The organism is Pseudomonas sp. B34(2017), assembly GCF_002112915.1.
GTDB classification, from domain to species: Bacteria; Pseudomonadota; Gammaproteobacteria; order Pseudomonadales; family Pseudomonadaceae; genus Aquipseudomonas; species Aquipseudomonas pharyngis.
The window spans coordinates 117,192-139,596 of the sequence record NZ_NEJA01000007.1; the positions used below are offsets into that span (position 1 = coordinate 117,192).

The window sequence follows — 22,405 nt, forward strand, 5'->3', positions numbered from 1 at the left end:
CATCAATCAGCGGGCGCCGTGCTCACGGCCCCGCAGCAACCGGTTCGGCATCGCAATCGCCGCCGCCAGCCCGAGCAGCGAGACCGCCGCGCTGACCATCAGCAAATGCCGGAACGTCACCAGCAATTCGGCACGCAAGGCGTTCTGCGCATCGCCGGGCGCCGCGTTCAGGCCATCGAGCAGCACGTTGCCGGAATGCCCTTCGCTCATCAGCGAGCTGCCGGCCAGGTGGGCGAAACTGGAGTCCTGCAACAACGCCAGCAACAGCGCCGACATCAACGCCACGCCTACCGCACCGCCCAGGGAGCGGAACAGGTTGGTGGTGCTGGTGGCGACGCCAATGTCCTTTTGCTCCACCGAATTCTGCGTACCGACCAGCGAGGTCGGGAACTGCATGCCGCCGGCGATCCCGCTGAGCAACATGAACAGGCTGCTGAGCAGCGTCGCATCCGGCGGGCTGAAGGCCATGCCGAGGATCGAGATCGGCATCAGCAGCGCGCCGGTCAGAATCTGCGGTTTGTAGCGCCCGGTAATCGAGGTGCGACGTCCGGCGAAATACGCGCCGATCGGCAAACCCATCGCCAGCGGCAGCAAGTGCAATGCCGCGCTGTCGGCCCCCGCGCCGGTCACGCTCTGAAAGCGCAGCGGCATCAGCACAATCAACGAAATCGCCTGGAAGCTGCAAAAGAAAATCGTGCACCAGCACAGCAGAGCGCTGCGGTTGGTGAACAGGTGCATCGGCAGCAACGGCTCCCGGGCGCGCCGCTCATGCCAGACGAACACCGCCAAAACCGCCACCGCGCAAGCGAACAGCCCGAGCACTTCGCTGCTGCGCCACGCGTAACCCTGGCCGACCTGAGTGATCGCCAACAACAGCGCCGTCAGACCGATGATCATCAACAGTGTGCCGAGATAATCGATGACCGGTTTGCGCTGGGGAATCGGCAGGCCGATCAGGTTGCGTCGCGCCACCCAGTACGCGCCGAGGCCCAGCGGCAGGTTGATCAGGAACACCCAGCGCCACGACAGGTACTCGGTCATGTAGCCGCCGAGCACCGGGCCGGCAACGCTGGCCACCGCGTACATGCTGGAGAAATAGCCCTGATAACGCCCGCGTTCGCGGGGCGGCACGATGTCGCCGATGATCGCCTGACTCACCGAAATCATCCCGCCAGCGCCGATGCCCTGGAAAATCCGCGCCAGCACCAGTTGCTCCATGCTCTGGGCCATGCCGCAGAACAGCGAGGCGAGGGTGAACAGGCCCATGCCGAACAGCATCAGTTTGCGCCGCCCGTACAGATCGCCGAGCTTGCCGTAGATCGGCACCGCCACGGTCATCGCCACCATGTAGCCGGAAATCACCCAGGCCAGCAGGCTGACGTCCTTGAACTGTGCGGAAATGGCCGGCATGGAAACGGCGACGATGGTCTGGTCGAGCGCGCCGAGAAAGATCGCCATCATCAGCGCGACCAGTACGCTGCGAATGGCCGGTTTGGGCGTTTCGGGATGGTTGAGATTGGTCACGGGCAAAACCTGCGGGCAGTGAGGGTCCCGCAGATCGCCAGGCGAGCGGGGATGCTCGCCAGTGTAAGTCGGTAGGAAGCTATTCGATAGCCTCATAAGGAAGCCCGACGTAATTTTCTGCAATGGTTTTTTGACCGGCCTCCGAGCTGACAAAGTAGTCCAGTTCCGAAGCACAGATCCGCTGGCTGAAATCATCGTGCTCGTCGAAGCGGTGCAGCATCGAAGTCATCCACCAGGAAAACCGCTCGGCTTTCCACACCCGGCGCAGGCAGATCTGCGAGTATTTCTCCAGCAAGTCAGTGCGACCTTCGCGGTAAACCTTCAGCAAAATCCTGAACAGCGTGCTGACATCGCTGGCCGCCAGATTCAGCCCCTTGGCGCCGGTCGGCGGAACGATGTGCGCCGCGTCCCCAACGAGAAACATCCTCCCGTATTGCATCGGCTCGACCACAAAGCTGCGCAGCGGCGCGATGCTCTTTTCAATCGACGGGCCGGTCACCAGCTTCTGCGCCAGATCCTCCGGCAGACGCTTGCGCAGTTCATCCCAGAAACGCTGATCCGACCAGTCGTCGACGTTTTCCTCGGCCGGCACTTGCAGGTAATAACGGGTGCGGGTCGCCGAGCGCATGCTGCACAGGGCGAAGCCGCGCTCGTGGCGGGCGTAGACCAGTTCATCGTGAATCGGTGGCGTGTCGGCGAGAATCCCCAGCCAGCCAAACGGATAAACCCGTTCGAAGACTTTCAGGCAATCCTCGGGAATCGACTGCCGGGCCACGCCGTGGAAACCGTCGCAACCGGCGATGTAATCGCAATCGACGCGCCAGGTTTCGCCGTCCTTTTCGAAGGTGACATAAGCTTCGTCGCTTTTCATGTCACAGGGAACGACATGGCTGGCTTCGTAAATTGTCTGCCCACCGGTCTCCCGACGAGCGGCCATCAGGTCGCGAGTGACCTCGGTCTGGCCATAGACCATCACGGTTTTTCCACCGGTCAGGGCTTGCAGGTCGATGTGGATCCGGCGCCCGTCGAGGGCCAGTTCGAAACCACCGTGCACCAGCCCTTCGGCGTCCATCCGCTGACCCACGCCAGCCTCGCGCAACAGCTCTACCATGCCTTGTTCAAGCACGCCGGCGCGGATTCGGCCGAGCACGTAGTCAGGTGTCTGGCGCTCCAGAATCAGGGTGTCGATGCCGGCGTTGTGCAGCAGTTGGCCGAGCAATAATCCGGACGGACCGGCGCCGATGATGGCGACTTGGGTTTTCAGCGTTTTCATTGTTTTTATGACTCGCAAGCTTCACGCGACAACGGCCGGTGAATGAGTTTCAGGATTCGAGTGCTTGCATTTTTCCCTTGCGGGTCTGTCAATTGAAGGTGAAAACTGAGCCGATACCTGTACATTCTGCCAATCGGTGCGATTATCGCCCGCAAACCTCGAGGCCTGGATTGAAGTGATGAACAAGCCTGACCTGCCTTCGATTCCGGTGTTCAAGCTCTACGGTGAAAGCCTGGACTGGCCGACCCCTGACTTGCTGCACTGTGAAACCATTTCCAAACGCAGCCGCGAACACCAATGGGAAATCAAACCCCACCGCCACGCCGATTTGTGCCAGTTGCTCTTCGTATTCAAAGGTCAGGCAGAGCTTGAAATCGAAGGCCAACGCACGCAACTGAACGAAGCCGCGATCCAGATCCTGCCGCCGTTATCGGTGCATGGATTCCGTTTTTCCGAGGACGTCGAAGGATTCGTCGTCACCCTCGCCACACCGTTGATCAACCATTTGCAGGCGCAACTGGGCAGTTCGGTGCAGGCCCTGGCCCAGGCCGAAAGCTATCCGGCGGGCAAGGACGCGGAGTACCTCAACAGTCTGTTTGCCGCGTTGCAGGCCGAGTACAACGGCCATCAACCGGCGCGGGAAATGCTCATGCATTCGCTGGTCAGCGTGATCATGGTCTGGGTCAGCCGCCAGGCGATCCACCGTCACAACGCCACGCAACGCCCGCAGCGTCAGCGCGAATACCTCAACGGGTTCATTCAGCTGGTGGAAGAAACCTACCGCCAGCACGTCAAGGTCGAAGACCTGGCCCATCGGCTGGGGATTTCCGTCTCGCACCTCAACGGCACCTGCCGCGAACTGGCTGGGCAACCTGCGTTGCAGATCATGCATGAACGTCAGCTACTGGAAGCCAAGCGCCTGCTGACTTATACCAGCATGACCATTTACGAGATGTCCGAGGTGTTGGGGTTTTCCGATCCGACCAACTTCACGCGCCTGTTCCGGCGCCGGGTGGGGATCTCGCCAAAGGCGTTCCGCGACCGCTTGAAGGCCGAGCAGAACGACGACGCCTGAACCTGGTATCAGCGCAGGGCGTTGAGGGTGGCGTTGTGAGGGATGCAGCGCTCGAAGTTGCAGCTCGCGTACTCACGGGGCAGTTGTCGCAACTGCTCCACGCGCCATGCCGCGGTGCCGTACAGCGCCAGCGTGGCCGCACAGGTGATGAAAATCGCGAAGTATCTTCTTGTTCTGGTGTTCATGGCGTTGACCTCTGAACGAATACCCTTGGGTACTACTTTCAGCATAGGCCACGGCAGAGCAGCTGCAAGCTTTGAGCTTTGAGCTTCAAGAATGAAGCAGACTCTCCGCTTGCAGCTTGCAGCTTGCAGCTTGCAGCTTGCAGCTTTATAGCTGATCCCATTGCGGGTTTTCGGGAAAACGCTGCACCAGAAAGTCCAGCATGCAGCGCAACGCTGCCGGCATGTGCTTGCGTGAGGCATAGACGGCGTAGATGTTCATCTGCCGGGGCTCGGCGTGGGGCAGCAGGCGAACCAGTTCGCCGCTGTGCACATGCACCCCGGCCTGATAGGTCGGCAGCATCGCCACGCCAGCGCCGGCCAGGGTCGCGCGCAGCAGGGTGCTGGCCTCGTTGGCGCTGATGTTGCCCTGCACCGGCACCGAAACCGGTTCGCCATCTTCCTCGAAATGCCACAGGCTCTTGCCGAAATAGGAATGGGTCAGGCAGTTGTGCCGGCTCAGATCTTCAACCCGCTGCGGCTGCGGATGTTCCCGCAGATAGGCGGGTGCGGCGCAGACCACCGAACGGCAGACCGTCAGGCGCCGGGCGATCAGGTTGGGGTCGAGGTCGTTGCTGGTGCGGATCGCCAGGTCGATGCGTTCGTCCACCAGGTTCACCGTGCGATCGAGCATTTGCAGGTCGATGCTCACCCCCGGATACGCTTTGACGAACGCCGCCATGGCATCGGCCAGTTGCGCCTGACCGAACGAGGTGCTGACGCTGATCCGCAGCAAACCCCGTGGCGCATCGGCGGGTTCGCTGACGGCGGCCTGCATGTCACCGGACAGCTCCAGCATCTGCCGGCAGCGCGGCAGGATTTCGTTGCCGGCGGCGGTCAGGCTCAACTTGCGGGTGGTGCGGTGCATCAGGCGCGCGCCGACCCAGTTTTCCAGTTCCGCCAGATAGCGCGACACCACCGGCCGCGACAGGTCCAGGTGATCGGCCGCTGCCGACTGACTGCCCAGATCCACTACCGTGACGAATACCCGCATTGCTTGGAGACGATCCATGATTTGCCCGCTTTCAGAAACAAACTATGTTCAAGCATCGCATTTTTTGTAACGAGTCTGGCAACTAAGCTCTGTCCCCATCGCCAAGCACGGCATTCGAACAGCGGAGCAACCCATGATCGGCTTCACCACCCTCAAGCGCGTTTTACTGGCCACCGCCACCCTCGGCTTTGCTGCCCACGCAGCGGCCGCGAATCTGACCCTCGATGTCTACAACCCGGGCACCCACGCGATCTTCCCGGTGACTTCGGTACTGGTCAGCGGCGAGAAGGACGCGATTCTGGTGGACGCGCAGTTCGGCAAATCCCAGGCCGAGCAAGTGGTGGAAAAGATCCGCGCCAGCGGCAAGCAACTGACCACCATCTACATCAGCCACGGTGACCCGGATTACTACTTCGGTCTCGACACCCTGACCAAGGCATTCCCGGATGCCAAAGTGCTGGCCTCGCAACCGACCGTTGATCACATCAAAAAGACCGTCGACGGCAAACTCGCCTTCTGGGGTCCGAAAATGGGCGCCGACGTGCCGGCCAAAACCATCGTGCCTGGCGTACTCAAGGGCGACAGCCTGATGCTCGAAGGGCAGAAATTGCAGGTGGTCGGCCTGGACGGCAAACAACCGGATCGCAGCTTCGTGTGGATCCCTTCGTTGAAAGCGGTGGTCGGCGGTGTGGTCGTCGCCGAGAACATCCACGTGTGGATGGCCGACACCCAGACCGCGCAATCCCATGCCGACTGGCTGCAAACCCTGCACTCGATCGAAACCCTGAAACCGAAAACCGTGGTGCCGGGTCACTACCTGGGTGACAGCGCCCGTTCGCTGGCAGCGGTGAAATTCACCGCCGACTACATCAAGGCGTTCGACGCAGAAACTGCCAAGGCCAAAGACTCTGCCGCGCTGATCTCCGCGATGAAAAAACGCTACCCGTCACTGGGCGAAGAAAGCTCGCTGGAGCTGAGCGCCAAAGTCGCCAAGGGCGAAATGCAGTGGTAACCCGATTCTGAAAAACGCAGCACTCTCAAGCCAACTGGAGAATGTCATGAGCAAGATCGCAATCATTGGTGCCACCGGCCGTGCCGGCAGCCAATTGCTGGAAGAAGCCCTGCGTCGCGGCCACAGCGTCACCGCCATCGCTCGGGATACCTCGAAGATCGGTGCCCGCGCCGGTGTGGTCAGCAAGAATGTCGACGTGCTGAATGCAGCCGCGTTGCAGGACGCCGTCGCCGGTCACGATGTGGTCATCAGCGCCGCGCATTTCGCCACGGTGCCGGCCAGCGCGCTGATCGGTCCGGTGAAACAGGCTGGGGTGAAACGTCTGCTGGTGGTCGGCGGTGCCGGCTCGCTGTTGCTGCCGGACGGCACCCGCGTGATCGACAGCGCCGGTTTCCCGGCCGAGTACAAGGCTGAGGCCAGCGCCGGTGCGGCGTTCCTTGAGGCCTTGCGTCAGGAAAAGGAACTGGACTGGACGTTCCTGTCGCCGTCGGCGCTGTTCTTCGAAGGCGAGCGCACCGGTAAATTCCGCGTGGGCAAGGATGACTTGCTGGTGAGTGCTGACGGTCAGAGCTCGATCACCTTTGCCGATTACGCGATTGCTCTGATCGACGAAGTGGAAACGCCGAAGCACTCGCGTCAGCGGTTTACGGTCGGTTACTGACCGTATGATCGTTCCCACGTCGAGGCGTCGAACCGTCCGCGTGGGAATGCCTCACTGGACGCTCCGCGTCCGCTTCGGCATGGGACGCGGAGCGTCCCGGGCTGCATTCCCACGCGGAGCGTGGGAACGATCAAAGAAGGGGTGCGTGGAAACGATCATCAAGTGAGGGCGGGCTCAGCGGGTATGAGCCTGTTCCACCAACCACCCCATCAATTCCTGCAACTTCGCCGAAGGCTCCGACGCCGGCGCGACGATGTAATAGCCCAATCCCGTCTTCACCTTCAGATCGAACGGCATCACCAGTCGCCCGGCGTTCAAGTCGTCGCCGATCAGTGACCAGTCGCCGATCGCCACCCCTGTCCCGTGGGACGCCATCGACATCGCCTGATCGAGCGTTTCGAAATGCTGACCGCTGGCGATATTGCTCAAGTGCAGTTCGGCGGCTTCAAGCCAGAGTGTCCAGTCGTCATCGGTGTGAGTCGGGTGCAGCAGCAGATGCTGTTGCAGATCTGCCGGTGTGTGCAGGGCCGGCCCGCCGTTGAGCAGCGTCGGTGAGCAGACTGGCGTCAGTTGTTCATCGAACAGATGCAGGGTCGCGGGTGAGTCGTGTGGCGCGGTGCCGTAGATCACCGCCGCATCGAACTGCTCGCGATGAAAATCCACCCCGTGCTGCAACGAGGCCGTGAGCTTCACCGGTACGTCCGGGCGCTCGCGCTGCCATTGCAGCAGACGCGGCAACAGCCAGCGCATCACGCAGCTCGGCGCCTTGAGTTGCAGGGTTTCGCGCTTGGCGCCGATCTGCTCCACCGAGTCGCCGATCAGGCTGAACACCTGCTGCACCCGTGGCAGCCATTCGCGACCTTCGGCCGTCAGCTCCAGGCCCCGGGCCAGGCGAATGAACAGCTCATAACCCAGATGTTCCTCCAGCCCGGCGATCTGCCGGCTCACCGCACCCTGGGTGATGTGCAACTGCTCGGCGGCCCGGGTGAAGTTGCAGCACTGCGCGGTGATCAGAAACGTATGCAGGGCGGGCAGGGGAGGCAGTCGTTTCATGTGGATCCAAGGTATGACGTGAGGACATGGCTAGTATGAGCTTTTATCGATTGTTGCGGCTACGGGTCGCCCGTTTCAATGAGGCCAATCACCGGTTCCTTAAAGCCCGGTGCCTCAATGAACAAGAAGGGCAAAGACATGGCGACGTGTGGCGAAGTACTGGTCAAGTTACTCGAAGATTATGGGGTCGAGCAGGTGTTCGGCATTCCCGGTGTGCATACCGTGGAGCTGTATCGCGGGCTGGCCCGTTCGAGCATCAACCACGTCACCCCGCGCCATGAACAGGGCGCCGGCTTCATGGCGGACGGCTACGCCCGCACCAGCGGCAAACCGGGTGTGTGTTTCATCATCACCGGCCCGGGCATGACCAACATCACCACCGCGATGGGCCAGGCTTACGCCGATTCGATCCCGATGCTGGTGATCTCCAGCGTGCAGTCGCGCAGTCAACTGGGCGGCGGACGCGGCAAGCTGCACGAACTGCCGAACCAGAGCGCACTGGTCGGCGGCGTGGCGGCGTTCTCCCACACGCTGATGTCGGCGTCCGAATTGCCGGGCGTACTGGCCCGTGCTTTCGCGCTGTTCCAGGCCGGGCGTCCGCGTCCGGTGCACATCGAAATTCCGCTGGATGTGCTGGTCGAAGAAGCCGACGAACTGCTGACCAGCGTGCCGGTCAACATCGACCGCGCCGGTGCTGCGCCGGCCGCCGTGAGCCGCATGACTGAACTGCTGGCCGGCGCCCAGCGTCCGCTGATCCTCGCCGGTGGCGGCGCCATCGACGCGACTGCCGAACTCACTGAACTGGCCGAGCTGCTCGATGCACCGGTGGCCCTTACCATCAACGCCAAAGGTATGTTGCCGTCCAGCCATCCGCTGTTGATCGGTTCGACCCAGAGCCTGGTGGCGACCCGCGCCCTGGTGGCCGATGCCGACGTGGTCCTGGCGATCGGCACTGAACTGGCCGAAACCGACTACGACGTCACCTTCGCCGGCGGCTTCGAAATCCCCGGCAAGCTGCTGCGCGTCGACATCGATCCGGATCAGACCGTACGCAATTACCCGCCTCACGTGGCGCTGGTCGCCGACTCACGCAACGCCGCACAGGCGCTGCTCAGTTCGCTGTCGCACAAACCGCTGGCCGAGCGCCGCAACGACTGGGGCCAGGTGCGCGCCGCGCGTCTGCGTGAAGACTTGGCCGCGACCTGGGACGCGCCGACTTTGGCCCAGACCCGTTTCCTCGAAACCGTGCTGCACGAATTGCCGAACGCGGTGTTCGTCGGCGACTCCACGCAACCGGTGTACACCGGCAACCTGACCTTCAACCCGGAGCGCCCGCGCCGTTGGTTCAACTCGTCCACCGGTTACGGCACTCTCGGTTACGCCTTGCCGGCGGCGATTGGCGCATGGCTCGGCGGCTCTCTGGAACATGGCGCGCGTCCGCCGGTGGTGTGCCTGATCGGCGATGGCGGTCTGCAATTCACCCTGCCGGAACTGGCCAGCGCCGTGGAAGCGCGCACCCCGGTGATCATCCTGCTGTGGAATAACCAGGGTTACGAAGAGATCAAGAAATACATGGTCAACCGCGCCATCGAGCCGGTGGGCGTCGACATTTACACCCCGGACTTCATCGGGGTAGCCAAAGCCCTGGGTTGCGCGGCGCAATCGATCAGCTCCGCCGAACACCTGCGCGGTGCACTGCGCGCCGCCACCGATCGTCAGGGCCCGACCCTGATCGAAATCGACCAGACCCAATGGATGAAGGCGGTGGCCCAATGATGAATTTCCCGACCACACTCGACGGCCTGTACATCAACGGCCAATGGTCCGCCGGGCGCGAACACCTGCGCGTGATCAACCCGGCCACCGAAGCACTGCTGACCACGGTCAACGGCGGTGACGAAAGCGCTGTCAATCAAGCGGTAACGGCGGCGACCGAAGCCTTCAAGGGCTGGTCGAAAACCACCGGTGCCGAGCGCGGCGCGATCCTGCGCAACATCGCCAATGGCGTGCGCAACGGTCGCGAACATCTGATGAAGTTGCAGTCGAGCAACAACGGCAAACCGCAGTTCGAAGCGGGCATCGATGTCGATGACGTGATCGCCACCTTCGAATACTACGCCGAACTCGCCGAAGGCCTCGATGCGAAACAGGACAGCAACGTGCCGCTGCCCAGCGACGACTTCAGCGCACGTCTGCGCCGCGAGCCGTGCGGTGTGGTCGGGCTGATCGTGCCGTGGAATTTCCCGATGGTCACCACCGCGTGGAAACTCGCCCCGGCCCTGGCCGCCGGTTGCTGCGTGGTGCTCAAACCGTCTGAAGTCACGCCGCTGCCGGAGCTGGAGCTGGCGACCATCATCGCCGAATCCGGTTTGCCCAAAGGCGTGTTCAACCTGGTGTGCGGCACCGGTCTGGCAGTCGGCGCGCCGCTGTCGGCGGACCCGCGCATCGCCAAGGTTTCCTTCACCGGCAGCAACGCCGTGGGTGTGCAAGTGATGCAGCGCGCCGCTGAAACCGTGAAGGGTGTGAGCCTGGAACTGGGCGGCAAGTCCTCGCTGCTGATTCTGGAAGATGCCGACCTGGATCTGGCGGTGGAGCTGGCTTGCGGTGGCGGCTTCTTCAATGCCGGGCAGATGTGCTCGGCCACCAGCCGGGTGCTGGTCGCCGATGAACTGGCCGATGAGTTCCTGATTCGTCTGAAGGCCCGCGCGGAAAAAATCCGTGTCGCCGATCCGTTCGATCCTGACGTCGAGATGGGCGCACTGGTCAATCAGGCGCAGTACCAGCGTGTGCTCGGTCATATTGACCGTGGCCTCAGCGCCGGGGCCAAGCTGATCTGTGGCGGCAATCGTCCCGCCGATCTGCCGCGCGGCTATTTCTTGCAGCCGACGATCTTCACCGAAGTGCCCCTCGACAGTGCGCTGTGGTGCGAAGAGATTTTCGGCCCGGTGATCTGCGTGCGCAGTTTCGCTTCGGAAGCAGAAGCGATTGCCCTGGCCAACGACAGCCAGTTCGGTCTGGTCGCCAGCGTGGTTACCCGTAATGCCGAGACCGCGGATCGGGTCGCCAACGCCTTGCAGGCGGGGCTGGTGTGGCTCAACGCGCCGCAGGTGATCTTCCCGCAGACGGCGTGGGGTGGCTACAAACAGAGCAGCATCGGCCGCGAGTTGGGGCCGTGGGGCCTGGCGGCATTTCAGGAAATCAAGCACGTGATCCGCGCGCTCTGAATGCCCGAAAAAGGTCAGCGCATGCTTCGCAACGAGGCATGCGCCGGCGTCATGGCTCCAATGAGTTTTTATCGATAGTCAGGTGTTTTGCACGACCTCAGGATGAACCCGCAGACCACGCTCAAGCCCTTTGAAACCGGGCGCTTGAGCAATATCGGTCAAGCAGATGCAAGGGTTGCGATCAATCTCATACTTACAAGAATAATGGGAGTCCCAAATGGGCGAGCACGATCTGAACAGGCGTCAATTCATCAAAACCGTCGGCGTGGCTTCGGTGGCTGCGGCGGCCATGAGCATGCCCTTCATCCGGGCCAGTGCCAGCGACACCCGCTTTGCCGGCAAGACCCTGCGCCTGTTGACCTGGTCCGATGACACGGGCCTGGCTGCACTGCGCAACATCGCTGCAACGTTCGAAGCCAAGACCGGCGCCAAAGTGATTGCCGACCGCACCGGCAGCACCTCGGAAATGGTCGCCAAACTCAAGGCCGGCGGTGACCGTCCGCAGTACGACATCATCACTCTGGCTGGCGTTGGCGCCGAAGGTCTGGCCGCTGCCGGACTGCTGGAAAAACCCGATCTCAACCGCATTCCCAACCTGGTCGACGTCCCGGAAAAATACCGCACCGGCGCCAACGGTCACGGCATCGGCTACCTGCTGTGGTGCAACAGTCTGGTCTATAGCACGCGCACCCAGAGCACCGCGCCGGACAGCTACGCGGCACTGTGGGACGCCGATCTGGCGCCGAACATTTTCCTGCCGCCGCCGAACTGGACCGAAGCGATGGACCTGATCATCATCGCCGCGAAACTGGCCGGTGGTGACGAGCACAACATCGAACCGGGCTTCAAGAAACTCGCCGAGCTGAAAGACCGCGTAGTGACCCTGGGCGAAAACCCCAACCAGATCGCCGAGCTGTTTCGCACCGGTTCCCTGGACATGGGTGGCCTCTACGCCCCGGCTTTTTTCCCCAAACAGATCCGCGACCCGAACTACGGCCTGGGCGCCACGTTCGGCATGAAGGAAGGTTTCTACACCGACCTGATGCTCTCGGTAATGCCGAAGAACCGTCCGGGCGAAACCGACCTGGCCTACGCCTTCATCGATCACTCCCTCGACCCGCTGGTGCAGGGCAAGATGGCCGAAGACATCTTCAACGGCCCGGTCAACGCCAAGGCGATCATCTCCGCCGAAGCGCGCAAGAGCCCTTTCATCCTCACGCCGGAGCAGATCGCGGAGAAGGCGATCATGCACGACAACGCCTTCCTGGCGACCGTGCATGACCAGTGGATTCGTCGCTACACGGAAATTTTTTCTTCCTGACGCCGACCTTCCGGGGCCCCGCATGATCGGGGTGCCCGGGAGATTCGTTTTCCATTGACGAGATCATTGCTATGGAACATCAATCCCTGACCCAACCGGTCGGCACGGGTGACGTGCGCCCGGCGCGCGGTGTTTCGCCGACGGCGCGGGCGTGGTTTTTCCTCACGCCGTCGATGCTGTTTCTCGGCGTGCTGATTGCCGCCAGCCTGCTGGTGCTGCGCATGAGCGTCGGCACCAAGGGTGCGGAGTGGTCCGGTTTCAGCCTGGCCAGTTACGCGCAGTTGCTCGAACCCTACTACCTCAAATCGTTGCTGCTGACCTTGCGTCTGGCGCTGATCAGCGCGGTGATCGCCGTGGTGCTGGCGATCCCGGTGGCGTACACCATGTCGCGCCTGACCTCGCCATTCGTGCGGCGGATTTTTCTGGCGGCGGTGCTGTTGCCGTTGCTGGTCAACCTGCTGCTGCAAAGCTATGGCTGGCTGGTGATCCTCGGCCCCGGCGGCATGCTCAACCAGACCCTGATGGGCCTGGGTCTGATCAAGCGCCCGATCATGTTGCTGTACAACCAGAACGGCGTGTTGATGGGCCTGGTGCAGACCGCGTTTCCGCTCGCCGTGCTGCCGATTGCCAGCGCCATGCGCGGTGTCGCCCGCAGTTACGAAGAAGCTGCCGCGACCCTCGGTGCCAGTCGTTTTCAGGTGTTCCGTCAGGTGGTGCTGCCGATGAGCCTGCCGGGAATCATCACCGGCGCGACCCTGGTGTTCGCCTACAACGCCAGCAGCTTCGTGGTGCCGTTGCTGCTCGGCGGTCGGCGCGTGCCGATGCTCGCGGTGATGGTGCATGACCAGATCGCACCACTGATGAACTGGCCCGCCGCATCCGCCGCCGGGGTGGTGCTGATCGTCACCACGCTCGCCATCATGACCTTGTCCGAATACATCACCGGCCGCCGTCGCCGTCTGCTGGAGGCTTCGCAATGAGTGCGCTGATCAAGAAGCGTCAGTCGCTGTTGCCGGGCGACACCGGCAAGTTCGCCGGCATTCTGTCCGGGATCATTTTGTTCCTGGCCGTGTTGCCGATTCTGACCATGATCGTGATGTCGTTCAGCGGCGCGTCGAACCTCGATTTCCCGCCGAGCAGCTACAGCCTGCAGTGGTACAAGGCGGCGTGGCACACCTTCGTCTCGCCGGACGCCAGCGATGTGTTGAGCCTCGGCCAGGCCATGGGCACCAGCTTGCTGGTGTCGTGCCTGACGATGATTTTCGCCACGCTGATCGCGGTGCCGGCGGCCTATGCGCTGACCCGCTGCGAGTTCCGTGGCAAGGGCGTGGCGCTGCAATTGATGTCGCTGCCGCTGGTGTTCCCGATGGTGGTGCTGGGGCTGGCCTTGCTGCTGGTGTTCGACAGCCTGCCGTTCCACATGACCACCTCGCGGCTGGTGATCGCCCACGTGATTCTGGCGCTGCCGTTTGTGGTGAAGAACTGCACGGCGGCCATGCTCTCCATCGGCAGCGAAGTCGAAGAGGCGGCGCAGATGCTCGGCGCTTCGCCGCTGCGGGCCATCGTCGATGTGGTGGTGCCGTTGATGAAGTCGGGGATTCTGGCGGGGATGCTGCTGGCGTTCATCGTCTCGTTCAACGAATTCACCGTGACCTATTTCCTCTACACCATCGACGTCATGACCGTGCCGATCTGGATGTACAGCCGTACCGTGTCATCGCTCGACCCTACCGTGTTCTCGTTTGCCGTGCTGATCGTGCTGATCGACTTCGTCCTGATCTGGGCGCTGGAGAAGCTGGTCGGTGAGGGCGGCGTTTCCTTTTGATTGTGAGGTGCAATATGACTGGACTGATTCTGGAAAACGTCGAGAAACACTACGGCTCGGCCTGCGCGGTAAAAGACGTCAACCTGCATTTGCCCGAAGGCAAACTGGTGTGCTTCCTCGGCCCGTCGGGCTGCGGCAAGACCACGTTGCTGCGGATGATCGCCGGGCTGGAAACCCTCACCGGCGGCGAGATCCGCCTGGACGGCGAGGACATCGGCCACACCCCGGCGCACCTGCGCAACTTCGGCATGGTGTTCCAGTCGCTGGCGCTGTTTCCGCACATGACCGTGGGCGAAAACATCGCCTATCCGCTGAAACTGCGCGGTGTGAGCAAGGCCGATCAACAGGCGCGGGTGGTGGAGTTGCTGGAACTGATCCAGCTGCAGCCGATGATCGATCGCCCGGTGGCCAAGCTCTCCGGTGGTCAGCGTCAGCGAGTGGCGATTGCCCGGGCGATTGCCTCGCACCCGAAAATCCTGTTGCTCGACGAACCGCTGTCGGCGCTGGATGCCAAGTTGCGTGAGTCGATGCAGGTGGAAATCCGTCAGCTGCAACAACGCCTGAACATCACCACAATCATGGTTACCCACGATCAACGCGAGGCCATGACCATGGCCGATATCGTGGTGGTGTTGGGTGAACATCGGGTGCAGCAGGTGGGTACGCCGATTGAAATCTATCGGCACCCGGCCAACGAATTCGTCGCGGACTTTATCGGCTCCGGCAATATCTTCCCGGCCACCGCGCTGGGCGATGGCAAGGTCGTGCTGCCGGGGGGCGATGCCCTGCAAGTGCCGATCTGCAGCAGCATCGTGATCGGGCAGAAAGTGAAAATGCTGATCCGCCCCGAAGACCTGCAACTGTCGGCGCCGCAGGCCACGGCGGGCAATCGCCTGCTGGGCAAGGTGACGTTTGTGCGGGATATCGGCGCGACCATCGAGACTACGGTGGAGTGTTCAGGGGTGACGTTCACGGCGCTGAGCACGCCGTGTCAGGGCTTCGGTCTGGGGATCGGGCATCCTGTTTCGGTGACGTTGCCGAGTGAGGCGTGTCGGGTGCTCGGCGCTTGATACGGACTTGCCCCCTCACCCCAGCCCTCTCCCTGTATGTACCTGAGACATGGTGAACACATGTTCGGAGACATGGTGGACGGTTTTAGATCCTCTTACCTGCCGTAACAATCTGCAAGTTCAAGTCGATTCGGGCGATACGATGTCTACTCCAGTAGACATCGTGGATGCCATCCTCCGCTGTTTCCCTGATCGCTATCGACAGCCCGTAAAACGCTTTTCCGATTGAGTATTCACGGTTCCTCCAGTAGATCTCGCCCTTCACCTGGACCTTTCTGACCACATCTCCGTCGGCATATTCCGGCGCCGTTTGCTGCTCCTGATACTCCCGAGGGCTGCTGCTGTAGCGAGTCGCCGGTACCTGCATATCCAGCGCTTGATGAGGACGTTTCTGGTTGTAGACATCACGCCAGATATCAAACGCCTGTTGTGCGCTGTTGAGGTCCGTGAAGTGCCGACCTTGCAGGACTTCACTCTTCAGGCTGCGGTGGAAACGCTCCAGCTTGCCCTGGGTCTGCGGATGATAAGGCCGGGAGTGACCTACCTTGATGCCCTGACTCATCAGCCAGACTTCCAGCGCGGTATAAACCCCAGTCTGGTCACCCCAGGGCGAACCGTTGTCCATCGTCATGCGCAAAGGCAGGCCGTAACGCCGAAAGACCCGGATTAGATGCTCCTGGACGGTGTCGCGCTGCTCGTTGGCGCACGCGGCGATGCACATCGAAAACCGCGAGTGATCGTCCAGTATCGTCAACGGATGGCAACGCCCCTGACTCAGGCCGAAATGGCCCTTGAAGTCCATCTGCCAAAGATCGTTGGGCGCTTCATGCTCGAACCGGATAAACGGTTTGATCTCGGCAGCCTTTGGATCAACGCGCGAATGACGCTGTAAAACTGCATGCACGGTGCTGACGGAAGGCATCACTAAACCCTTGTCTTCCAGCACGCGTTTGAGCTTGCGAGCGCCCCAAGCCGCGTACTCCTGACTCACGGTCAGAATCTGCTTCTCCACCTCGTCAGCACAACGTTTGGGTGACGTCTTGGGTCGTCGCGACTGATTGCTCAGCCCCTCAGCCCCTGATTTTTCAAACCTGCTGAGCCATTTGTAGGCAGTGCTAGGGCTGATGTTGAATCGACGGCAAAGCTGCCGAACATTGGCCCCTTCTTGCCGAGCCAAAAGCACGAATTCTGTACGAAGCTGCACGGTAGACACCTCTTGCCAAGACACAGGCCATCTCCTTCGTGATGAGCAATGTGTCTATTTAAAAGTGTCCACCATGTCTCCGAACACCTGTCCACCATGTCTCCGGTACATACACTCCCCGAGGGAGAGGGAGCCGACCGAGGTGTCTGGCGCTGTCCGTCGACCTGAGAGATCGAGTCGATTATGGATTCGGTAAAGTAATTTCAGGTCGGTGTATTTCGTGAATATCCCCCAATCGGTTCCCTCTCCCTCCGGGCGGTCCGACGTTTCGGGAGGGCTAGGGTGAGGGGGAGCTTTTGAGTTCACACCGAAAGCCGCAACCGCGCCAGATCCCTCAACGGCGGCGCCCCAAATAACCGGCTGTACTCACGACTAAACTGCGACGGACTTTCATACCCCACCCGATACCCCGCCGCCGACGCTTCCAGCCCCTCAGCCAACATCAAACGCCGCGCCTCTTGCAGGCGCAGCTGCTTCTGATACTGCAACGGGCTCATCGCCGTCATCGCCTTGAAGCGGTGATGCAAGGTCGAGACGCTGAGGTTCACTTCCTTCGCCAGGTCATCAATGCGCAGCGGCTGTTCGAAGTTGCCGTTGAGCCATTTGATCGCCTGGCTGATGCGGTGGCTCTGGCTGTTGGCGATGGCGATTTCGTATAGCCGATGGCCCTGCGGACTGCGCAACAGGCGATAGAGAATCTCCCGGCGGATCAGCGGCGCGAGCATGGCGATGTCTTTCGGTGCGTCGAGCAGGCGGGCCAGACGCAGCACCGCATCGAGCATGGCGCTGTCGATCTTTTCCACATACAAACCGCGCCCGGTCGGCCGGGTCGGCACGCCCATCGGGCCGGCATCGGCGATCAGCGCAGTGATCTCCGCCGGATCGATGTCCAGGCGCACGGCGAGGATCGGTTCCTCCGGCGAGACATTCACCACCCGACCGCTCAACGGCATCGAGACCGACACCACCAGATAATTGAGCGGGTCGTAATTGAAGAACTCATCCGCCAGCCGTACCTCTTTGCGCCCCTGGGCCATGATGCACAGCGCCGGTTGCGCAAGCACCGGGGCGAAGTCATGGGACTGGGTGTGGCGCGACATGAACAGCGAACCGACGGCAGTGGCATAACTGCCATCTTCGGACGTGTTGCGGCGGATGATCGCCGCCAGTTCCGCGCGCTGCTTTTCCATGTCGGCATCGGGTGGCGCTTGAAAACGATCGAATGACGTCACGTGCGGCATCCTCGGCAAAGTCGGTGGGAATGGAGCAGAGCATAAGTTTGTGCAAGCCAGGGCGGTAGACACATCCTGCGAAATGCTTGCCTGATCCTGCATTGGGTTGTTGGCCCATCCAGCCATAGCAGGACGCAGGTGGTCAGAGTTGCCCGAAACCGGTGTGACAGGACGGTGACAGGAATTTACGACCTGTTACAGGTCTGCAAGACAGTCTCGCAGGATTGTGCAACTCGACGGCAGGAATCGACTAACGGCGAACGGGGGGCGGCCCTTAACCTTGAATCCTGTCGCAGCCCGTCCCCGGCTGCCACGCGACTCCCTGGGAGGGTTGAACATGTCCAAGCAGATTCCCGTCAGTCATATGGCCTTCGTTCGAGCGCGTGCCGGACGTTCGGCGGAACTCGGCATGCGCCTGAGCGCCCTGATCGAACCGTCCCGCGCCGCCCCCGGTTGCCTGAGCTTTGCCTTGCAGCATTCGCAGTGCGATCCGGATTTGTGGCTGGTCTCCGGTTTCTGGAGCAACCAGCAGTCGATGACCGCGTACTTCAGCAGCCCGTCGATGGAAGTCTTTGCCGAGCTGGTGCAGGACCTGGTGGTCAACAGCCTGGATTTCCACACGTTCAAGGAAGTCTCGGCCGCACAGGCCGTAGGGCAATGCACCGCGCCGATACACAAACTCGCCGGTTGAATGTTTAATGTCCGGCTTATCCGACTGAGCCAGGACCTGCGATATGGCACGTAAAGAGTTCGAACACTTCGAAGCGGTTTCCGCTGTAGTCCCCGTCGAGTTGGGCGGCAACAAGGGTTATCACGCGGCAATCGCCGTCAAGGCCCTGGTCGACGGCGGTGCGCCGCGCTTTCACAAGCTGCTGAATGATCAGGTTTTCCCCGGCGCCATCGCGGCCGATGAAGCCGCGATCAACGAACTGGACAAGCTCAAGGGCGTCACCGACGACGCCGAGCTGATCTGGTAAGCGCTTACTTCGTCGCCCCCGGGCGCCACATCTTGAACAACGCCTCCGGCCCCAGCTGGAAGTAGTCCGCCGGCCCGCCGCCCCGCAGTATCGGTTCGGCGGCGGCGGTGTCGTAGATCCCGTCCTTCAACAGCCACTTGGCAATGTGCACGGCGACCACTTCGCCGAGCACCAGCCAGCTCGGCACGGTCTCGCCGTCGGCGCGCTGCAACTGAATGATCTGGGTGACCTTGCACTCGAAGGACACCGGGCTTTCGGCCACGCGCGGCACGGCAATCACCTTCGACGCCACCGGTGTCAGCCCCGCCAGTTCGAACTCATTGACCTGCGGCCCGACCATCGCGCAGCTCTGGTTCATCTGCTCGGCCAGCGGGCGGGTGGCGAGATTCCAGACGAATTCGCCGGTCTGCTCGATGTTGTTCAGGCTGTCTTTGCGACCGACGCTGGAGAACCCGATGATCGGCGGAATGTAGTTGAACGCGTTGAAAAAACTGTAGGGCGCCAGGTTCAACCGGCCCTCGGCATCCTGCGACGAAATCCAGCCGATGGGACGCGGGCCGACGATGGCGTTGAACGGATCGTGCGGCAGGCCGTGGCCGTTGGCCGGTTCGTAGAAATGGATGTCATCGGGCATGGCGGGTGTTCCTGGAAACGGCTGTCAGAGAGCGGCCATAGTGCAAGGACGGGCGGCTGATTTCCAGCCCTCCAGACATGACTAAGCCCGGCCGAAGCCGGGCTGTGGTGTGTGCATCCTGCCGATCAGCTGATGGCAGCGGCGGTACCGGTTTTATCGAAACCGTCTGCAGCGATGGCGTTGGCAGTGCCGGTCTTGTCGAAACCATCAGCAGCAACGGCTTTGCCGACGTTGGTCTTGTCGAAGCCGTCAGCAGCATAGGCGCCGGTGTGGCTGGTTTCGATGGCAGCGCTGGCGCCGGAAATGAAGTCGGCGGATTTGGTTTTGTCCGAGCCATCGGCGGCGAAGGTGTTGGCGGCCAGTACGGACAGGGTCAGGGCGAGGATCAGTTTGGTTTTCATGGTCGTTCTCCAGATTCGAAATTCGTTGGCGATGTGTTTCGCATGGGGTTCATGCTACGCCAACTAAATTGATTAAAAAGCGCAAAATAATGCTAAAAACAATCGATTAAATTGATATTAAGGGCGGCGCATTCAATTCGCTTCCGTCGTCGGAGCGAGCGTCGCGCAGTTAATCGATCAGGTAGGGGAAGGATGCGGCAGGGGCATTAACCGGTGATTAATCGCCGTTTTTGGCTTGTGTGACAGATTTTTCATACATTCCCGACCGGTTTTTCACCCGCGCAACGCCAGTCTGCCCACGGCCATAAAGCCAAAAACCGGCCGTCACACACTGGAGCGTTGCCTGCGATGAACAAACTGCCTCAAATCACCCTGGCCTTCTGGGTCATGAAAATCTGCGCGACGACCCTGGGGGAAACCGCGGGGGATTTGCTGTCGATGACCCTCAATGTCGGTTACGCCATCAGCTCGCTGATCCTGATCAGCGTGTTTGTCCTGACCCTGATCACGCAATTGATGTCCAAGACCTACAAGCCGCTGCTGTACTGGATCGTGATTCTGTCGACCAGCACCGCCGGCACCACCATGTCGGACTTCATGGACCGCACGCTGGAACTGGGTTACGCCACCGGTTCCATGATCCTGATCGCGATCCTGCTGGCGATCTTCGCGGCATGGCGCCTGAGCGGCGACTCGCTCAACGTCACCAAGGTGCAGAGTTTTCGCGGCGAGATGTTCTACTGGATGGCGATTTTGTTCTCCAACACCCTGGGCACCGCGCTCGGCGATTACCTGGCGGACGACTCGGGCCTGGGCTTTGCCGGTGGCGCGCTGTTGATCGGCTCGGCGATTGGCGTAGTCGTGCTGCTCAAGTACTTCACGAAGATTTCGACGGTGGCGCTGTTCTGGGTGGCGTTCGTGCTGACCCGGCCCTTCGGCGCGACCTTGGGCGACTTGATGACCAAGTCCCATGAGAAGGGTGGGCTGGACTTTGGCACCATCGGTTCGTCGGCGGTGCTGGCGGGGATTCTGCTGGTGATGATCGTCGGGGCGTCGTATGCGCAGAAGCGTTATGGCAAGCCGCAGGTTGCCGAGTCGGCATGAGACCGAGTTGACGTCAATCGCGAGCAGGCTCGCTCCCACATTGGATCGGCGTAAATCTGATCCTGTGGGAGCGAGCCTGCTCGCGATGGGGCCAGAACAGCCACCAGTGCAGTGGCTGAATAAACCCGGTCAGTCAGTGACGATCCGCGAATGTTTCTGCGTGTCTTTCATGGTGATGTACACCAGCAGGGACACCGCGATGCAAGCGGTCACGTACCAGTAGTAACCGGTTTCCATGCCGATGCTCTTGAACCACAGCGCGATGTATTCGGCGGTGCCGCCGAAGATCGACACGGTCAGTGCGTACGGCAGGCCGACGCCCAGGGCGCGGATTTCGGTCGGGAACAGCTCGGCTTTCACCACGGCATTGATCGAGGTGTAGCCGCTGACGATGATCAGCGCCGCCATGATCAGGAAGAACGCGCCCCACCAGGTCTGGATGGTGTGCAGGGTCATCAGGATCGGCACGGTGAAGATCGTCCCGAGCACGCCGAAGGCGATCAGGATCGGCCGACGACCGATTTTATCGGACAGGCCGCCGATGATCGGTTGCAGGCACATGAACAGGAACAGCGTGGCGGCGGAAATGGTGGTGGAGTCGGAGATGCTCATGCCGACGGTGTTCACCAGGTATTTCTGCATGTAGGTGGTGTAGGTGTAGAACGCCAGCGTACCGCCCATGGTCAGGCCGACCACGGTCAGCAGTTCCTTCGGATGGCGCAGCAAGGTGCGCATGGCGCTTTCCCTGGACTTTTCCTTCTTGGTGAACGACTCGGTTTCTTCCATGCCACGACGCAGGTACAGCGCGACGATTGCACACAGCGCGCCGATGGCGAACGGAATACGCCAGCCCCACGCGTACAGCTCTTCGGTGGTCAGGAACTGTTGCAGCACGATCAGCACGCCCAGCGCGATGAGCTGGCCGGAAATCAAAGTCACGTACTGGAAGCTGGAGAAGAAGCCGCGACGATCCCTGGTCGCCATCTCCGACAGGTAGGTCGCCGAGGTGCCGTATTCGCCACCGACCGACAGGCCTTGCAGCAGTCGGGCGAACACCAGCAGGATCGGCGCGCCGACACCGATGGTTTCATAGCCCGGGCTCAGGGCGATGATCAGCGAGCCGAAGCACATCAGGTAAACCGAGGCCATCAGGGCTTTTTTGCGTCCGACCTTGTCGGCGTACAGGCCCATCAGCCAGCCACCGATCGGGCGCATCAGGAAGCCCACGGCGAAGATCGCGGCGGTGTTGAGCAGTTGGGCGGTGGTGTCGCCTTTGGGGAAGAAGGCTTTGGCGAAGTACAGCGAGAAGGCGGCATAGACGTACCAGTCGTACCACTCGACCATGTTGCCGACGGAACCGCTGAAGATCGACTTGATGCGACTGGCGGTGGTTCGTTCTTTGGCCGGCACGGCAGCCGACCCAAGGGGCAGGGCGTTGGAGTTATCCATTGAAGGATCCTTCGTTTAATTGTTTTTGTGGAGCGCGTTGGAACGCAGCCTGCGAGGGCTATAGCAGGAGCTGTGCCAACGGGGGGAGGGCCGGTTTAGAAGGGCTGGAGAGATGGGTTGAGCGGGATTTTGCCGATGATCCGGAATGAAT

22 protein-coding genes are annotated in these 22,405 nt (G+C 61.4%); 12 read left to right on the forward strand and 10 right to left on the reverse strand.

The annotated features are described in order from the left end of the window. Positions 1–6: 6 nt before the first annotated feature. Positions 7–1,524 (reverse strand): MDR family MFS transporter, encoded by a 1,518-nt coding sequence (locus CAF80_RS22195; RefSeq protein WP_074688427.1) that lies wholly within the window; start codon positions 1,522–1,524, stop codon positions 7–9. A 79-nt stretch (positions 1,525–1,603) separates the two neighbouring features. Continuing rightward, complete coding sequence (gene pobA / locus CAF80_RS22200; protein WP_371855244.1) at positions 1,604–2,788, reverse strand: 4-hydroxybenzoate 3-monooxygenase; 1,185 nt, start codon at positions 2,786–2,788, stop codon at positions 1,604–1,606. Positions 2,789–2,975: 187 nt separating this feature from the next. On the opposite strand from pobA, the gene CAF80_RS22205 reads away from it, so the two are divergent. Next, the gene (locus CAF80_RS22205; protein ID WP_039765907.1) at positions 2,976–3,872 is read left to right on the forward strand and encodes a helix-turn-helix domain-containing protein; all 897 of its coding nucleotides are present in this window, start codon (positions 2,976–2,978) and stop codon (positions 3,870–3,872) included. 8 nt (positions 3,873–3,880) lie between these two features. Here the strand turns inward: CAF80_RS22205 and CAF80_RS28920 are convergent, their stop codons facing one another. Both CAF80_RS28920 and CAF80_RS22210 read right to left on the reverse strand, forming a co-directional pair. Beyond that, positions 3,881–4,057: a hypothetical protein gene (locus CAF80_RS28920; protein ID WP_166225760.1), complete on the reverse strand. Its 177-nt coding sequence runs from the start codon at positions 4,055–4,057 to the stop codon at positions 3,881–3,883. Positions 4,058–4,202: 145 nt separating this feature from the next. After that, on the reverse strand, positions 4,203–5,105 hold the full coding sequence (locus CAF80_RS22210; protein ID WP_217634493.1) for a LysR family transcriptional regulator: 903 nt from the start codon (positions 5,103–5,105) through the stop codon (positions 4,203–4,205). Between the two features lie 115 nt (positions 5,106–5,220). Here CAF80_RS22210 and CAF80_RS22215 point away from each other — a divergent pair, with 115 nt between their 5' ends. Both CAF80_RS22215 and CAF80_RS22220 read left to right on the forward strand, forming a co-directional pair. Next, positions 5,221–6,099 carry an MBL fold metallo-hydrolase gene (locus tag CAF80_RS22215; protein WP_039765911.1) on the forward strand — a complete coding sequence of 293 codons (879 nt, stop codon included), beginning with the start codon at positions 5,221–5,223 and terminating at the stop codon, positions 6,097–6,099. Positions 6,100–6,145: 46 nt separating this feature from the next. After that, positions 6,146–6,760, forward strand: coding sequence for an NAD(P)-dependent oxidoreductase (locus CAF80_RS22220; protein ID WP_074688419.1), 615 nt, complete (start codon positions 6,146–6,148; stop codon positions 6,758–6,760). A gap of 174 nt (positions 6,761–6,934) precedes the next feature. On the opposite strand, the gene CAF80_RS22225 is transcribed toward CAF80_RS22220, so the two are convergent. Next, on the reverse strand, positions 6,935–7,813 hold the full coding sequence (locus CAF80_RS22225; protein WP_074688417.1) for a LysR substrate-binding domain-containing protein: 879 nt from the start codon (positions 7,811–7,813) through the stop codon (positions 6,935–6,937). A gap of 138 nt (positions 7,814–7,951) precedes the next feature. On the opposite strand from CAF80_RS22225, the gene CAF80_RS22230 reads away from it, so the two are divergent. The 6 genes from CAF80_RS22230 (at position 7,952) to CAF80_RS22255 (ending at position 15,253) form a co-directional block, all read left to right on the forward strand. Continuing rightward, complete coding sequence (locus CAF80_RS22230; RefSeq protein WP_085668028.1) at positions 7,952–9,589, forward strand: 5-guanidino-2-oxopentanoate decarboxylase; 1,638 nt, start codon at positions 7,952–7,954, stop codon at positions 9,587–9,589. After that, positions 9,589–11,037 carry an aldehyde dehydrogenase family protein gene (locus CAF80_RS22235; RefSeq protein ID WP_074688530.1) on the forward strand — a complete coding sequence of 483 codons (1,449 nt, stop codon included), beginning with the start codon at positions 9,589–9,591 and terminating at the stop codon, positions 11,035–11,037. The genes CAF80_RS22230 and CAF80_RS22235 overlap by 1 nt, the downstream gene beginning before the upstream one ends. 217 nt (positions 11,038–11,254) lie before the next feature. Beyond that, positions 11,255–12,358, forward strand: a complete 1,104-nt coding sequence (locus CAF80_RS22240; protein ID WP_074688414.1) for an extracellular solute-binding protein — start codon at positions 11,255–11,257, stop codon at positions 12,356–12,358. A gap of 71 nt (positions 12,359–12,429) precedes the next feature. Beyond that, positions 12,430–13,338 carry an ABC transporter permease gene (locus tag CAF80_RS22245; RefSeq protein ID WP_039765919.1) on the forward strand — a complete coding sequence of 303 codons (909 nt, stop codon included), beginning with the start codon at positions 12,430–12,432 and terminating at the stop codon, positions 13,336–13,338. Further along, positions 13,335–14,183: an ABC transporter permease gene (locus CAF80_RS22250; protein WP_007960165.1), complete on the forward strand. Its 849-nt coding sequence runs from the start codon at positions 13,335–13,337 to the stop codon at positions 14,181–14,183. Before CAF80_RS22245 ends, CAF80_RS22250 begins: the two co-directional genes overlap by 4 nt. A gap of 14 nt (positions 14,184–14,197) precedes the next feature. Further along, positions 14,198–15,253 carry an ABC transporter ATP-binding protein gene (locus CAF80_RS22255; RefSeq protein WP_074688412.1) on the forward strand — a complete coding sequence of 352 codons (1,056 nt, stop codon included), beginning with the start codon at positions 14,198–14,200 and terminating at the stop codon, positions 15,251–15,253. An 85-nt stretch (positions 15,254–15,338) separates the two neighbouring features. Here the strand turns inward: CAF80_RS22255 and CAF80_RS22260 are convergent, their stop codons facing one another. Continuing rightward, entirely contained in the window at positions 15,339–16,481 is a 1,143-nt protein-coding gene (locus tag CAF80_RS22260; RefSeq protein ID WP_074688410.1) for an IS481 family transposase, read from the reverse strand. Positions 16,482–16,759: 278 nt separating this feature from the next. Beyond that, the gene (locus tag CAF80_RS22265) at positions 16,760–17,689 is read right to left on the reverse strand and encodes an AraC family transcriptional regulator (RefSeq protein ID WP_039765922.1); all 930 of its coding nucleotides are present in this window, start codon (positions 17,687–17,689) and stop codon (positions 16,760–16,762) included. A 337-nt stretch (positions 17,690–18,026) separates the two neighbouring features. On the opposite strand from CAF80_RS22265, the gene CAF80_RS22270 reads away from it, so the two are divergent. Both CAF80_RS22270 and CAF80_RS22275 read left to right on the forward strand, forming a co-directional pair. Beyond that, positions 18,027–18,380, forward strand: coding sequence for a putative quinol monooxygenase (locus CAF80_RS22270; RefSeq protein ID WP_039765923.1), 354 nt, complete (start codon positions 18,027–18,029; stop codon positions 18,378–18,380). Positions 18,381–18,423: 43 nt separating this feature from the next. Further along, positions 18,424–18,666 (forward strand): hypothetical protein, encoded by a 243-nt coding sequence (locus tag CAF80_RS22275; protein WP_007960172.1) that lies wholly within the window; start codon positions 18,424–18,426, stop codon positions 18,664–18,666. A 4-nt stretch (positions 18,667–18,670) separates the two neighbouring features. On the opposite strand, the gene CAF80_RS22280 is transcribed toward CAF80_RS22275, so the two are convergent. Together CAF80_RS22280 and CAF80_RS22285 are read right to left on the reverse strand one after the other, a co-directional pair. Further along, positions 18,671–19,300 (reverse strand): flavin reductase family protein, encoded by a 630-nt coding sequence (locus tag CAF80_RS22280; RefSeq protein ID WP_085606680.1) that lies wholly within the window; start codon positions 19,298–19,300, stop codon positions 18,671–18,673. Between the two features lie 125 nt (positions 19,301–19,425). Continuing rightward, entirely contained in the window at positions 19,426–19,701 is a 276-nt protein-coding gene (locus tag CAF80_RS22285) for a hypothetical protein (protein ID WP_039765925.1), read from the reverse strand. Between the two features lie 348 nt (positions 19,702–20,049). Between CAF80_RS22285 and CAF80_RS22290 the strand changes: the two genes are divergently transcribed. Next, the gene (locus CAF80_RS22290) at positions 20,050–20,805 is read left to right on the forward strand and encodes a hypothetical protein (protein WP_085667938.1); all 756 of its coding nucleotides are present in this window, start codon (positions 20,050–20,052) and stop codon (positions 20,803–20,805) included. A gap of 129 nt (positions 20,806–20,934) precedes the next feature. Here CAF80_RS22290 and CAF80_RS22295 read toward each other — a convergent pair whose 3' ends face one another. Then, complete coding sequence (locus CAF80_RS22295; RefSeq protein ID WP_074688404.1) at positions 20,935–22,254, reverse strand: MFS transporter; 1,320 nt, start codon at positions 22,252–22,254, stop codon at positions 20,935–20,937. Positions 22,255–22,405: the final 151 nt, after the last annotated feature.

Coding starts and splice junctions, on each gene's coding strand:
- CAF80_RS22280 (WP_085606680.1), bottom strand. CDS start 19,300: ATGCCCGATGACATCCATTTCTACGAACCGGCCAACGGCCACGGCCTG.
- CAF80_RS22250 (WP_007960165.1), top strand. CDS start 13,335: ATGAGTGCGCTGATCAAGAAGCGTCAGTCGCTGTTGCCGGGCGACACC.
- CAF80_RS22205 (WP_039765907.1), top strand. CDS start 2,976: ATGAACAAGCCTGACCTGCCTTCGATTCCGGTGTTCAAGCTCTACGGT.
- CAF80_RS22225 (WP_074688417.1), bottom strand. CDS start 7,813: ATGAAACGACTGCCTCCCCTGCCCGCCCTGCATACGTTTCTGATCACC.
- CAF80_RS22220 (WP_074688419.1), top strand. CDS start 6,146: ATGAGCAAGATCGCAATCATTGGTGCCACCGGCCGTGCCGGCAGCCAA.
- CAF80_RS22270 (WP_039765923.1), top strand. CDS start 18,027: ATGTCCAAGCAGATTCCCGTCAGTCATATGGCCTTCGTTCGAGCGCGT.
- CAF80_RS22230 (WP_085668028.1), top strand. CDS start 7,952: ATGGCGACGTGTGGCGAAGTACTGGTCAAGTTACTCGAAGATTATGGG.
- CAF80_RS22295 (WP_074688404.1), bottom strand. CDS start 22,254: ATGGATAACTCCAACGCCCTGCCCCTTGGGTCGGCTGCCGTGCCGGCC.
- CAF80_RS22210 (WP_217634493.1), bottom strand. CDS start 5,105: ATGGATCGTCTCCAAGCAATGCGGGTATTCGTCACGGTAGTGGATCTG.
- CAF80_RS22215 (WP_039765911.1), top strand. CDS start 5,221: ATGATCGGCTTCACCACCCTCAAGCGCGTTTTACTGGCCACCGCCACC.
- CAF80_RS22275 (WP_007960172.1), top strand. CDS start 18,424: ATGGCACGTAAAGAGTTCGAACACTTCGAAGCGGTTTCCGCTGTAGTC.
- CAF80_RS22240 (WP_074688414.1), top strand. CDS start 11,255: ATGGGCGAGCACGATCTGAACAGGCGTCAATTCATCAAAACCGTCGGC.
- CAF80_RS22235 (WP_074688530.1), top strand. CDS start 9,589: ATGAATTTCCCGACCACACTCGACGGCCTGTACATCAACGGCCAATGG.
- CAF80_RS28920 (WP_166225760.1), bottom strand. CDS start 4,057: ATGAACACCAGAACAAGAAGATACTTCGCGATTTTCATCACCTGTGCG.
- CAF80_RS22285 (WP_039765925.1), bottom strand. CDS start 19,701: ATGAAAACCAAACTGATCCTCGCCCTGACCCTGTCCGTACTGGCCGCC.
- CAF80_RS22255 (WP_074688412.1), top strand. CDS start 14,198: ATGACTGGACTGATTCTGGAAAACGTCGAGAAACACTACGGCTCGGCC.
- CAF80_RS22290 (WP_085667938.1), top strand. CDS start 20,050: ATGAACAAACTGCCTCAAATCACCCTGGCCTTCTGGGTCATGAAAATC.
- CAF80_RS22245 (WP_039765919.1), top strand. CDS start 12,430: ATGGAACATCAATCCCTGACCCAACCGGTCGGCACGGGTGACGTGCGC.